Origin of the sequence: Devosia sp. 63-57, from assembly GCF_001899045.1 — a bacterium.
Classification (GTDB): Bacteria; Pseudomonadota; Alphaproteobacteria; order Rhizobiales; family Devosiaceae; genus Devosia; species Devosia equisanguinis.
On sequence record NZ_MKUY01000005.1, the window covers coordinates 313332 to 325921 of the forward strand.

The 12590-nt window shown below is 61.5% G+C and carries 13 protein-coding genes and 1 tRNA gene; 9 read left to right on the forward strand and 5 right to left on the reverse strand.

Annotation, left to right across the window (positions count from 1 at the left end):
* Positions 1-28 precede the first annotated feature (28 nt).
* Both BGO80_RS09805 and BGO80_RS09810 read left to right on the forward strand, forming a co-directional pair.
* On the forward strand, positions 29-733 hold the full coding sequence (locus BGO80_RS09805; protein ID WP_286721200.1) for a DUF3800 domain-containing protein: 705 nt from the start codon (positions 29-31) through the stop codon (positions 731-733).
* Positions 733-1188 carry a hypothetical protein gene (locus tag BGO80_RS09810; protein WP_286721201.1) on the forward strand — a complete coding sequence of 152 codons (456 nt, stop codon included), beginning with the start codon at positions 733-735 and terminating at the stop codon, positions 1186-1188. The genes BGO80_RS09805 and BGO80_RS09810 overlap by 1 nt, the downstream gene beginning before the upstream one ends.
* A gap of 297 nt (positions 1189-1485) precedes the next feature.
* Here BGO80_RS09810 and BGO80_RS09815 read toward each other — a convergent pair.
* Positions 1486-1561, reverse strand: a tRNA-Ala gene (locus BGO80_RS09815).
* Positions 1562-1655: 94 nt separating this feature from the next.
* Complete coding sequence (locus BGO80_RS09820; RefSeq protein ID WP_286721202.1) at positions 1656-2669, reverse strand: NAD-dependent epimerase/dehydratase family protein; 1014 nt, start codon at positions 2667-2669, stop codon at positions 1656-1658.
* A 101-nt stretch (positions 2670-2770) separates the two neighbouring features.
* Here BGO80_RS09820 and BGO80_RS09825 point away from each other — a divergent pair, with 101 nt between their 5' ends.
* The 4 genes from BGO80_RS09825 to BGO80_RS09840 all read left to right on the forward strand — a co-directional run bounded on the left by BGO80_RS09825 (position 2771) and on the right by BGO80_RS09840 (position 5954).
* Positions 2771-3328 (forward strand): TetR/AcrR family transcriptional regulator, encoded by a 558-nt coding sequence (locus BGO80_RS09825; RefSeq protein WP_286721204.1) that lies wholly within the window; start codon positions 2771-2773, stop codon positions 3326-3328.
* An 89-nt stretch (positions 3329-3417) separates the two neighbouring features.
* Positions 3418-4788 (forward strand): hypothetical protein, encoded by a 1371-nt coding sequence (locus BGO80_RS09830; protein WP_126150013.1) that lies wholly within the window; start codon positions 3418-3420, stop codon positions 4786-4788.
* Positions 4785-5603 (forward strand): COG3904 family protein, encoded by an 819-nt coding sequence (locus BGO80_RS09835; protein ID WP_286721205.1) that lies wholly within the window; start codon positions 4785-4787, stop codon positions 5601-5603. The genes BGO80_RS09830 and BGO80_RS09835 overlap by 4 nt, the downstream gene beginning before the upstream one ends.
* Positions 5604-5675: 72 nt before the next feature.
* A complete protein-coding gene (locus tag BGO80_RS09840; RefSeq protein WP_126150014.1) occupies positions 5676-5954 on the forward strand; it encodes a hypothetical protein in 279 nt (92 codons plus the stop codon).
* A 5-nt stretch (positions 5955-5959) separates the two neighbouring features.
* Here the strand turns inward: BGO80_RS09840 and BGO80_RS09845 are convergent, their stop codons facing one another.
* Both BGO80_RS09845 and BGO80_RS09850 read right to left on the reverse strand, forming a co-directional pair.
* Positions 5960-7174 (reverse strand): GGDEF domain-containing protein, encoded by a 1215-nt coding sequence (locus BGO80_RS09845; protein ID WP_286721207.1) that lies wholly within the window; start codon positions 7172-7174, stop codon positions 5960-5962.
* 113 nt (positions 7175-7287) lie between these two features.
* Positions 7288-8298, reverse strand: coding sequence for an LLM class flavin-dependent oxidoreductase (locus BGO80_RS09850; protein ID WP_286721208.1), 1011 nt, complete (start codon positions 8296-8298; stop codon positions 7288-7290).
* Between the two features lie 220 nt (positions 8299-8518).
* Between BGO80_RS09850 and BGO80_RS09855 the strand changes: the two genes are divergently transcribed.
* Positions 8519-9106 (forward strand): acyloxyacyl hydrolase, encoded by a 588-nt coding sequence (locus BGO80_RS09855; RefSeq protein WP_286721210.1) that lies wholly within the window; start codon positions 8519-8521, stop codon positions 9104-9106.
* Between the two features lie 138 nt (positions 9107-9244).
* The gene (locus BGO80_RS09860; RefSeq protein ID WP_286721211.1) at positions 9245-9799 is read left to right on the forward strand and encodes a hypothetical protein; all 555 of its coding nucleotides are present in this window, start codon (positions 9245-9247) and stop codon (positions 9797-9799) included.
* 22 nt (positions 9800-9821) lie between these two features.
* Here the strand turns inward: BGO80_RS09860 and BGO80_RS09865 are convergent, their stop codons facing one another.
* Positions 9822-11012, reverse strand: a complete 1191-nt coding sequence (locus BGO80_RS09865; protein WP_126150019.1) for a BaiN/RdsA family NAD(P)/FAD-dependent oxidoreductase — start codon at positions 11010-11012, stop codon at positions 9822-9824.
* Positions 11013-11352: 340 nt separating this feature from the next.
* Here BGO80_RS09865 and BGO80_RS09870 point away from each other — a divergent pair, with 340 nt between their 5' ends.
* Positions 11353-12396 (forward strand): aspartate-semialdehyde dehydrogenase, encoded by a 1044-nt coding sequence (locus BGO80_RS09870; protein ID WP_286721214.1) that lies wholly within the window; start codon positions 11353-11355, stop codon positions 12394-12396.
* Positions 12397-12590 lie beyond the last annotated feature (194 nt).

The following is a 12590-nucleotide window of genomic DNA, read 5'->3' on the forward strand; positions in this document are numbered from 1 at the left end:
TCAATAATTCCATGCACCCAGGTAACTCATGAAGTTCGAGGTTTATTGCGACGAAACTCAGCCGGACCTGTTCACGTCGGTAAATCCCGCCGCCCGATACCTAATGATTGGTAGCCTATGGCTGCCATCCGGCCTGCGAGAAGATGCCAAAGAAAAGGTCAGTCGCCTTCGTGAGCGCCATAGTGTCTGGGGTGAGGCCAAATGGACGAAAGTTTCACCGGCCAAGAAGGACTTCTATCTAGAAATGGTCGATTTGTTCATGAGCTATGGCATGGACATGCGGTTTCGGTGCATCGCAGTTGATCGTACGCAGGTCAACATGGCGTTGCACAACAACGACGGAGAGTTGGGATTTTACAAATTTTACTACCAACTACTTCACCACTGGATTCTTGACTTCAACGAGTACAGCATTTTCTGCGACTTGAAGACCAACCGAGATAGAACGCGATTAAAAGTCCTTAAGCGCTGCTTGGAATATGCAAACAGGTCAGCGGCGATTTCATCCGTGCAGTCTCTCCCGTCACCTGAAGTCGCTCTTTTGCAGCTCTGCGACATACTGTTAGGAGCCGCCAGCAGCCGTCTAAACCAAACGTTGCGTGAAGGGTCTGCGAAGTCGAGTCTTGTCTCTATGCTTGAGACACGGCTTGATCTGCGCGGACAGCTATCACCGACCGGCGCAGCCGAGAAAAAGTTCAACATCTTCAAGATCAACTTGGGCGGGGGTTGGTAGTGCCTCCGTTATTGCTGCTTGAGCACGAAGCTGACTACCGTCAGCATTTCTACACAACCTACTGCAACGGTGAGATCAACACGCATGATGGAATTCGAGTCTACTTTCGGACGGAGGATTTCGATCACGCCTTCTTCGAAAGTACGATGCGAGATGGCGTGAAGGACGCGACGCTATCAAAGGTGCGAGCTGAGAGGATGAACTGGATTGCCTCTACGCTCGCAGACCCGGCATCTGACCGTTTTCAAGGCTGGCTCAAGAAAGAGCAGCGCTACGATCCCACGCGTTGTGTGAGCGTGGTGCATGGTGATTTCGTCGTCGTGTTACGCTTCGGCAAAAGGAAAGATGCTTCGTTGAGAGCCAACTTTGTAACGTGCTATGAAGCTGACAACAGCATCGGGAAGATACGTCAGTCTCCCCTTTGGATCAAAGAGGACTGTCTCAATTCGCTGTAGTGGGTTGGCGGACGCTGATTTGCTATGCTGGCTCAGCGTCCGAAGCCTCGATAGGTTCAAAGCCGATAGGCAGTGAACTCGAGCAACAGATATGGCCATGTCGGCTGACATGTCAAGAATCTTCCAGTCAACAATCCTTGAATCAGATTCCATAGCGCCGGGCCTGTTCGCATGTCTGCGTAGTTTATTAGCTGTGGAAATGGGTACGCATGGTGGGTACTTGCATGGGTACGCAACCTTTTCCAATGATCAGCTAAGGTCCTGTAGCATAACGCAAAAATCCAACTGAAATCGGAATGGTGGAGCTGAGCGGGATCGAACCGCTGACCTCGTCATTGCGAACGACGCGCTCTCCCAACTGAGCTACAGCCCCGCACCGACGCCGTATATGGACAATATCGCCCCCAAGGGCAAGAGGCCGGCAAGCAGATGCCCCGCAGCGCAGTAGTTACAGGGTGACGCGGGGACTAGACGAGGCCGTGCTCAACAAGGCTCCTGCCGGTGGCGATGACAGCTTTGGGCGTCCCGATCAGTGGACGGCCGAGCAATCGCGGCGCCCGCGTGGTGTCGAGGCGCTTGGGCGTGCCGATCTCGTGCATATTGTCCCGAATGTCGCGGTCAAAGAGGGCCGCTAGACGCACGATCCAGTTGGGCAGGGTGGCGGTGGGCACCCGACGGTTCGGGAAGGCCGGACGCAGCATGGCGCCCACCTCGGACATCGCATAGACACCCTCGGCGGCGATGCAGCGCTGGCCGAAAAAGGCCGGATCGGTCATCGCCGCGACATGCAAGGCCACCACATCGCGCACGTCGACACAGGCCATGTAGAGGCGTGGAACGGCGGGCAGGCGGCCGTCGAGAAGGCGACGGACCAGCAAAGATGAGGTGCCGGGATCGCTGTCCAGCAAGGGCCCGAAAATGCCGGCGGGATTTATGACCGACAGCGTGTTGCGACGCCCCGCGCTCTCGACCATCTGCCAGGCCATACGCTCGGCCAGGGTCTTTGATGCCGGATAGGCGCCGGTGCTAGGGGCATCCTGCCGGGTCCAGTCGGCCTCCGTCAGCAGCCGCTCATAGCTCTTGTGGCCATATTGGATGGCGGCGATGGACGAGGTGAGAACAATGTGCTCGACATTTGTCCGCAGTGCAGCACCCAGGGCACGGCGCGTACCCTCGACGGCCGGACGAATAAGCTCCTGGGGGTCCTTTGGGGTTTCGAGCACGAAGGGCGAGGCCGTATGCTGCAGATAGCGTACCCCGCTCATCGCCTCGTCCCAGCCGCTGTCGCTCAAGAGATCGAGGGCGACGAATTCGAGCCGTGTCACATCGCCCCCGGCGGCGGCGAGGGTTTCCCGCACCGCAGCGGCCCGGTCGAGGTTGCGCACGCTGCCTCGGACGGTGTAGCCAGACTTGAGCAGGGCGAGGGCGAGATGGCCGCCGAGAAAGCCGGATATACCGGTTACGAGAACGCGATCGGACATTGCTGTCTCCTGTAAGAATTGAACGATATATTCGAATATCGTTCAATAAGTTCAATAGGTGAGATGTGGCAACAGCGCGGATGGAGGAAAAGCGGCGGCGAATGCTGGACGCGGCAAGGGTGGTGATGCTGCGCGACGGACTGCGCGGCGCCACCATGGAAGCCATTGCACGCGAGGCCGGCATCGCCAAGGCTACGCTCTATGCGCAGTTTTCCGACAAGGATGCGGTCTTCGGTGCACTGGTGGTGTCGCTGCGCGACACGTTGCTGGCCGCATTCGAAGACGGCATCGACAGAGAGGGGAGCGCCGCCGTACGTATCGGATCGGCTCTGGCCGCCCACTATCTGGCGCTGTCGCAAATCCTTGAAGGCTCGCCGCATGCAAGCGAACTGATGAGCGAGCACAAGCGGCTCGGCGCCTCACTGCGCGACACCGATCTTGCCATGCAGGATCGCATGACCACCGCTCTCGCCCAGGCCGGCGCAACGGCACCAGCAGACTTGGCGCGTCTCCTCTCGGCGGCCAGTTATGGCATTGCGCTCAAGACCCGCGACGAGGAAACCATGGCGGCCCACATAAGGCTGATGTGCCGGCACGTGATCGATGGCGAGACCATAGCGGCACACCCTGCTCACGCAGAAATCATCCAAGGCAATTAACCCTCAGCCGATCTGCCCACTTCTTGCCAGCTTGGCTGTGTTAACCTCAGATTAAGCCTGCCCCGCGCGGGCACTTCAAAGGGGACCAGATGCAGCTCAAGCCCAATGCTTTTCGCCTGCACGAAACGGCGCGCGGCGTCGAAACCATGTCGCGCTTCGCGCTGGCGGTGCTGTCCCTGGCCTCGGGGGTCTACACCTATCTTGGGGTGCGGGGCCTGCTCGATGGTTCGGCCACCTTCGTCTTCTTCGCTGCCATCGTCTATTCGGCCGCGGTCTCGGTCGCCATCTATGCCTTCTGGACCTATATGATGCGCTTTGTGCCCTTGGTGGTCAGCGGCACGCAGCGGATCGGGCTGTTTTTCACCATGGCCATTGGCTGCGCCATGATCATCGCCATGAGTTCCTGGCTCAATGCCGCGGCACTGGCCGGCTCGGCGGCACTGGAACAGCACATGGCGGTGACGCTGCAAGGCTATGCCGAAGATCTGGATCAAGCCCATGCCAATGCCCTGGCCAGCCAGAGCCTGTTGCCCGACGTGCAGCGGGCGGCGGAGCGCTTTGCCGCCCTGGCACAGGACGAGCGGGAAAGCGGCGCACTGACCGGCACGCAGGGCTCGGGCAGCGTCGTGCAATTGCTCAGCCAGATGAGCCTGCAGATGAACCAGCTGGCCGCGACCATCAGCGGGTCGCGCGGCGAGGTGACGACGCTGTTCACGCAAGGATCGGAGCGGTTGGCCACCATGCGCGAGCTGGTATCGACCCCCGGCGCCATCGAGCCGCGTTCCGACAATTTCCAGGCTGAGGCGGTGCAGCTTTCGGCCATTATCGCCGCCTTGCAGCAGACCGATGTTGCCGCTTCGGTCAAGCGCGCCGCAGCCGATCTTTCGGCCGGCTTCATTGCCCCGGTGGCCGATGGTCGCTCCGCCGAACTGGCCAACCGGCAGGATCAGGTGATGGAGACCGTGCGGACCTCGGTGGCGGCCCAGTCGACGGCGCTGAGCGCCGCGGCCGATGAAATTCTCGCCACGCCCAAGGTCGAGCAGCGGCGCTTTGTGCCGCTCTCTTCGGCCGAGGCGGTGATCCGCTACTGGGGCGACTTCATTCCATCCTGGGCCGGAGCCATCTCCATCGATTTGCTGCCGGTGGTGCTGGTTCTGGTGCTGATGATCGTCAATGACGCCATGCGGCGCGAAGCCGAGACGCTCAAGGAGGCCGAGACCATTACCGCGGCGGAAATGCTGCGGGCGATGACGCTTTATCGACGCATGGAAGCCGAGGGGCTCACCCTGCCCAGTGTGACCGCACCTGTGGTGCAGCAACCGGACAATGAGGTTGCAACTGAGGAGCCGAAGGCTGCAGAGGCGGCAGTGACACCCGCGCCTGCCGGGACCGACGATGGCACGGTCACTCCGATCGAGACGGCGCAGCGCAAGCGTGGCGACGGACCGCGCCCGGCATGAAGACCCAGGCCAATGCGCGAGCCCCCACCGATGATGGGCCGTTTTACCGCGGCGTGATCGCCGCACTGGCGCGCATCGAGGACGGCACCATTCTGCGTACAGCGTTTTTCGTACTGCTCGCCGGGACCGTGGGGGTGCTCTATGTCGACTATCGCGAGCTCAGCGCCAAGCAGGCCGAGCTCACCCGCGTGCCGCAGCCCATCTTGCCACCCGCCACCACGCCCGATGGCACTGAAGGCCGGCCGCGCCCGCCAGTGACCAGTGCGCCGGACATTCTCGACGCACCTTTGGAGATCGTCCTTGGAACCGGTGGTGAATTGCGGCTGACCGGCACGATCGACCCGGGGTCTGCGCAACGCTTTGCCGACGAAATCGCGGCGCGCGGCGAATATGTCGAGACTGTATCGCTCGATTCCCCGGGCGGCTCAGTCGACGATGCCTTGGCCATGGGGCGGTTGATCCGTGAAAAAGGCCTTTCCACCAAAGTCGGCGCGGGGCAGCTTTGTGCATCTTCGTGTCCGATCATTTTCGCGTCCGGCACCAAGCGGCTAGCGGGCGCGAATTCAGCGATCGGCGTGCATCAGGTCTATGCCGCAGCGCTCAGTGCCGACCCGGTCGATGCCCTCAGCATGGCCGGCATCGCCATGGCCGATGCCCAGGTTGTCACGGCCGAGATCACCCGGCATCTGACCGAGTCCGGCGTAGACCCGGCCATGTGGCTGCATGCGCTGGAGACGCCCCCGGACCGGCTCTACTATTTTTCGCTCGAGGAGATGGAACGTCTTCGCCTTGTCACCGATGTGACAGAAGAGTGAACGCTACCAGCGGAACCGAGGGAGGATCGGGTCCGTTTGGCCGTATTGATCATAAGTGGAGGGAGGCCACACATGTCCAATGCACATATGCTGACCCGGCATCGGGATATTCAAAACTGGGTTGCCGGGCGCCGCGGCATGCCGGCGATCGCTCGGGTGCGCAACAGTTTTGGCGAGGAACAGGCACAGCTGCGGCTGACATTCTCCCGCAATATGGAAGGGCGCGAAGACATCGGAATGAGCCCATGCTCGTGGAGTGCGTGGCTGGCCGAACTCGACCGGCAGCAGTTGGCGCTGCGCATCGAGCCTAGCGGGCGGTGTGAACTGGTGTCACGCGCCAGCATGAACTAGGCACTCTAAACCGGCCCCTTGTCCTCGCGTGGCGCAATCGCAATGGCAACAAGGCTCGGCCGCGTTTCGGTTTCTGCAATACAGACCCGATCGCGGCCGTTCGACTTTGCCTCATAGAGCGCAGCGTCGGTGCGCCGCATCAAGTCAGGAAGGCGGTCGCTGGCGCGAAACTGCGACACGCCGAACGAGGCTGAAACAGGCCGATCGATGCCGTGCTCCTCAAGCGCCACTCGCGAAAAAACGCTGCGCACCGTTTCGGCATAGAGCCGGCCGGCAACCAGATTGGCGCCAGGAATGAAGACGGCAAATTCTTCGCCCCCCATGCGACCGATGACGCTGCGCTCGCTGGCCATCTGCTTGAGCACCCGGCCGAAGGCGGTGATGACGGCGTCGCCGGCAGCATGACCGAAACTGTCATTGATCTGCTTGAAGTGATCGAGGTCGGCCACCACCATCACGGCTGGCACACCCGAGCGCAGGGACAATGACAGGGCCTTGTCGGCCCGGTCCTCGAATCCACGGCGATTGAGCAGTCCGGACAGCGTGTCGGTCTCCGAGCGCGCGGTAATGTCGGCCATCACATCGCGCACGATGATCAGCAACAGGACGATGCCATTGCTGATCAGCATGACTGCGCCGGTTGTCTGCGAGATCGCGGCATAGCTCGAGGCCAGATAAAGCTGCGGCGACGCCCCTGAGCCCAGGACGGCGGCGATGAAGGGCTTGGCCAGGAAATGCAGGCCCGCAGCAATGAACAAGGTCAGCAAAGCATAATCGAGCGCACCATTGCCGCGATGCCGCAGGATAATAGCGGCGCCCACGAGCAGCATCACCGAATAGGGCGCTTGATAGGCTAGCCCACGCACCAGATCTGTGCGTGGCATGTCCAGAATGAGGAGATAGCCGATCAGCGACGCGCCGGTCAGCACCAGAAGCAGGCGCCAGGGCGGTTGCTGCCGATAATGGCGGGCCAGGCCAATGCAGCAGCCGGCAAGCGCCAGCACAAAGCTCATGGCGATGATCAGGCTGACCGGGCGGTGGTCGGTCTGATAGGGCAGGATGAATTCCATCACCGCCGTGACCATGCCCAGGCAATAGGAGAAAGCCAGCCACACCGCACCACGGGACGAACGCTGGAAGGCCGCGACACTGCCGAAGGCAATGGCAAAAATGCCCGCCACGAAGAGGTTGATCGCCAATACATAGGCTGCGGCAGTCATGGAGCGTCTTCTGTTGTCGGCGGCGCGTGCAGCCTAGACTGTGGCACCCAAAGAGACGTTAACGAAAGGGTCCGGATCGCACTTGTGAACAAAGTGCCCCCCGCTCAGCGCCCTCACGCCCGCGCCGCAATGCCGAGGGCATCAGCCAGCAGCGCATAGGACCGCCGGCGCAGCTCGTAGGAATGGATGGTCGTGGTGATCATCACCTCGTCGGCGCCCGCTGCCCTGGCCTTTTCGCTGATGGTTTCGGCCATGCTTCCTGGATCGCCCACCAGCCACAGGCTCGACTGATGATCGATGACCTGCTGTTGCTGCGGGGTCAGCCTGTGATTCATCGCCTCCTCGGGCGCGCTCAACTGCCGCTGTTCCCCGGTGACGAAACGGGCCCAGTTCACCTTCTGGGAGATCGAGAGATAGTCGGCCTCGTCCTGTGTCGGCGCACAGATCACCGACAGGCACAAAATGGTGCGCGGTTCGGGGAAATCCACCGAGGGCACGAAAGCGGCCCGATAGGCTTCAAAAGCCGGCGCCGCCGGCGTATGCGAAAAGTGGGCGGCAAAAGCATAGCCAAAGCCGATCTGGCCCGCCGCTTGGGCGCTGGCTCCGGACGAGCCAAGAAGCCATTTCGGTGGCAGGGTGATACCCCCCGGCGACACCGGCACACGCGAGAAAGGATGATCGGCCGGGAAGTTTTCCTCATCGAACGCCATCAGCTCGGCGAGATAGGTCGAAAATTCCTCCCCGCCACCGCTGCGCAAGGCGCGCATGGCATAGCCATCGCCACCCGGCGCACGGCCGATACCGAGGTCGATGCGTCCCGGATGGAGCGCTTCAAGGGTGCGATAGGCCTCTGCAATGCGCAGCGGCGCATGGTTGAGCAACATCACCCCGCCGGAGCCAACGCGAATATGTTTTGTGGCCGCCGCCGCGCTGCCGATCAGGATTTCCGGTACTGACGAGGCAATGGAAGGCATGCCGTGATGCTCGGCATACCAGAGCCTGGTATAGCCCAGCCGGTCGGCCTCCTGCGCCAGTCGCACGGTCTCGGCCATCGCCTCGGGCGTCGAACTGCCTTGGGCGATTGGGGCAAGATCCTGGAGGGAAAGTGCGAAGGGCGCTGTCATGAAGCCGGCTTTCAGAGAGTTTGGTACCATCGGTAGATCACGATGAAAGACGCAAAGGTCAAGGCTTGGGCGCAAAAAAATGCCAGGCGGCACCGCCGCGATTGTGTCCGGACTGCTGCACATTCGCCGCGATGCACCACGCCGCAGCCCGCATGAATTGACTTTTTAACGCTTTCACCGCCCTTATGCGAACCCATCAGTTATGCGTGAGGGTCGAACAGTGGCGCGAAACAGTGTGATCCTTGCCGGGCTCATGATGCTGGTGGCGACACCCGCTATGGCGCAGAACCTGCTCGATCCGCATCCGCTTGCTGGCGTCGTCGATGAATTGCGCATCGGTCTGCATGCCCATGACGTTCACCACGCCGCCCTGCCCTTTTCGGTCAATCAGTGGCGGCTCAACCAGATCGAGGACATCAGTTTCGATCTGCTTTTCACCTCACCGGACCTGGATGTGTTCCGCTGGATGGGTTCGCCCCGCCCGGAAGTTGGCGCCACGCTCAATCTCGGCGGCAAGGATTCGATGGCCCATCTCGGCCTCACCTGGCAATTGCCGATCTTTGAAACCCCGGTCTATCTCGAAGGCACGTTCGGCGCCGCCATTCACGATGGCGCACTGACCGGCGCAGCACCGGGCCGCAAGAATTTCGGCTGCCAGGTCAATTTCTACGAACGCTTCGGCGTCGGCATGCATGTCAGCGACAATGTCACCGCCACGCTGACCTATGAGCACACCTCCAATAATGGCTGGTGCCAGGCCAATGACGGGCTCTCCAATTTCGGTCTGCGTCTGGGCTGGAAATTCTAGGTCCGCAGGCTGCCGTGCGAGAAGAACGAGCGGCGTTACCGGGCGTTAGCATTAACGCCTGATTAAAGACGATTTTAATCAAATCTTGCCCATGGCGCATGCACGGCGCCCTATGGTTTTCTCGCAGGGAGACCGACAATGGCACGCTTTCTGACCGGTATCGCGCTGGTCCTGTTCAGTTTGGGGCTGGCAGTGCCTGCCTTCGCGCAAATTCTGCCTTTCGAAGTGCGCGGCGGCGTGTCTGCCTCCGGCGTCACCGATTCCGGCGTCAACATGTTCGACCCGTCTCGGCTGCGCGACGCCAATGTCGAACTGCTTTACGCAGTTCCCGATCTCAGCGCCTGGGCGGTATTGGGCGAGCTCCGCCCACACCTGGGCGGCACTATGAGCTTTACCGGCCAGGAAAATCTCATCTATGGCGGACTGAGCTGGACCGTGCGTGCGCCGCTGCTGCCGGTCTGGGGCGAGGCGAGCCTGGGCGGCGGCTGGCAGAGCGGCGCCCTGCAACCGGCCGGCACACCCACCCGCTTCGGCTGCGCCGTGGTGGCTCGAGCCGCAGCCACGGTGGGCGTCGATGTGCTCCCCGGCGCCTCGGTCATGGCAACGCTCTCCCACCTCACCGATTTCGGCGCCTGCAATCAGCCCAATAATGGCCGCACCGATCTGGGCCTCAGGGTCGGCATCCGGTTTTAGCTTTTGCTCCGCTGCAAACGCCTTAGGCGACTTGCCCCGCTGACCAGCCAGAAGCCCAGGCCCATTGGAAATTGTAGCCGCCCAGCCAGCCGGTGACATCCACGGCCTCACCGACGAAGAACAGATTGGGGACGGTGCGCGCCATCATGGTCTTGGCATCGAGATCCTTGGTATCGATCCCGCCCAGCGTCACCTCGGCCGTGCGATAGCCTTCCGACCCCACCGGCTTGAGCGTCCAATTGGTGATCTGCTCGGCGGCGACAACCAGTTTCTTGTCGGAGAGATCGCCGATCATCCCCGGCTGGTCGATCAGATCCCCCACCAACTGCGCCAATCGCTTGGGCAAATGGGCTGAGAGTACGGTCTGCACATGCAGCCTCGGCGTCGCCTTGCGGGCCGCCTGCAGCAGCGCCAGCGCATCCTGACCGGGGAGCAAATTGACCGCGATCGGGTCACCGTCGCGCCAATAGGAGGAAATCTGCAGGATCGCAGGGCCTGAAAGCCCGCGATGGGTAAAGAGCAGCGCTTCTTCGAACCTGGTCTTGCCATGACTGACAATGGCATTGGTCGACACCCCAGCCAGGGGCTTGAGCATTTCCAGAGCGCCCGGCTCAAAGGTCAGTGGCACCAGGGCCGGGCGCGTATCGATGACGTTTAGGCCGAACTGGCGCGCCAGTTGATAGGCGAAGCCAGTCGCACCCATCTTGGGAATGGATTTGCCGCCCGTGGCCACGACGAGGCTCGTCGTCGTGACGATGCCATCCCCGACCATGACCTTGAAACCGTCGGCATCTTGCTCGACGGCGCCGATGGCACGACCGGTCCAGATGGCCACTCCGGCCTGCCTGGCCTCGTCGATCAGCATGGAGACGATCTGGGTTGCCGGACCGTCGCAGAACAATTGCCCCAGCGTCTTTTCGTGAAAGGCGATGCCACGCTTCTTAACCCGCTCGATGAACATTTCCGGCGTGAAGCGGGACAAAGCCGACAGCGCAAAGCGCGGATTCTGGCTCAGAAAGCGGTCTCGCCCCAGAATGTGATTGGCGTTAACATTGGTAAAATTGCAGCGGCCGCCGCCAGAAATGCGGATCTTTTCGCCGGGATCGCGGGCGTGATCGGCAACCAGCACCCGCCGGCCACGCCGGCCGGCTTCAATGGCGGCCATGAGCCCGGCTGCGCCGGCCCCCAGGATGATCACGTCAAAATCGGGCATTTCAGGTCCTTCGCGGCTTTGCCCCATCCCTCTCGCAAAGGGCGATGGGGCGCAAGAGGCAAAGCCATCCGCAATGGCGATTGACTCTTTCCTATTTGAGAGTATGAGAAGTCCTGCTTTGCAATAGGAAGCATATGTTCGTCATGGCTCGCATCGGCTCCATCGCCGTATTCGCACTGACCCGGCTCACCACCGGGGGCGCTGCCGCCATGACTAAAACCACCAAAACCGCCTGACGCTTTTCCCCGGGTCGCACTCCCGACGGGGAGAGGCTCAAAGACAAGACCGCGATCAGCCGATCGCGCGGGGGCGGAAAATGGTAAGGGACCGGAGTTCCAAAATGGGTTATCGCGTCGCTGTCGTCGGGGCCACGGGCAATGTGGGCCGCGAAGTTCTCAATATTCTGGCCGAACGCAACTTCCCGGCCGACGAGGTCTTTGCGCTGGCCTCTTCCAGGTCGATCGGCAAGGAATTGTCTTATGGCGACAAGATCCTCAAGGCCAAGGACCTGCAGCATTTCGACTTCTCGACCGTCGATTTCGCCATCATGTCCGCCGGTGGCTCCATTTCCAAGGAATGGGCGCCCCGTATTGCTGCAGCCGGGGCTATCGTGATCGATAACTCCTCCTATTGGCGCTACCATTCGGACGTGCCGCTCATCGTGCCGGAAGTGAACGGAGACGTGCTCGACCGCTGGCTGGCCGATCCCAAGCGTACCGGCATCATCGCCAATCCCAATTGCTCGACCGCCCAACTGGTCGTGGCCCTCAAGCCGCTGCATGACGCCGCCAAGATCAAGCGCGCCGTCGTCTCGACCTACCAGTCGGTGTCCGGCGCCGGCAAGGAAGGCGTGGACGAGCTCTGGAACCAGACCAAGGGCATTTTCGTCAACGACAGCCCGACCCCGCAGAAGTTCACCAAGCAGATCGCCTTCAACGTCATCCCGCATATCGATGTGTTCATGGAAGACGGCTACACCAAGGAAGAGTGGAAGGTTCTCGCCGAGACCAAGAAGATCCTCGACCCCAAGATCAAGGTGACCTGCACCGCCGTGCGCGTCCCGGTCTTCGTGGGCCATTCCGAGGCGGTCAATCTCGAATTCGAAAACCCGATCTCCGCCGATGAAGCCCGCGACCTGCTGCGCGAGGCACCGGGCATCTCCGTGCTCGACAAGCGCGAAGCCGGCGGCTACGCCACCCCGGTCGAGACCGTGGGCGAATATGACACCTATATCAGCCGCATCCGCGAAGACAATACGGTCGAAAATGGCCTGGCCCTGTGGGTTGTCTCGGACAACCTGCGCAAGGGCGCTGCCCTCAACACCATCCAGATCGCCGAGACCCTGATCGAGAAGGGCTACAAGGCGCGCGCAAAGGCCGCGTGATCTCGCTTATTCTTCTCCCCTCGGGGAGAAGAGCCTGGCCTCGGGCCTGACCCGAGGGCAGAGCCCTCGTGTCACTTCGCGCACGAGGACAAGCTCCACGCTGGATGAGGGGGATATTGCCACGCGCCTCAGGCCCGTGGATAAGTTCCCCTCACCGACTCGGCGTCGCCGAGCTACCTCTCCCCGTGGGGGAG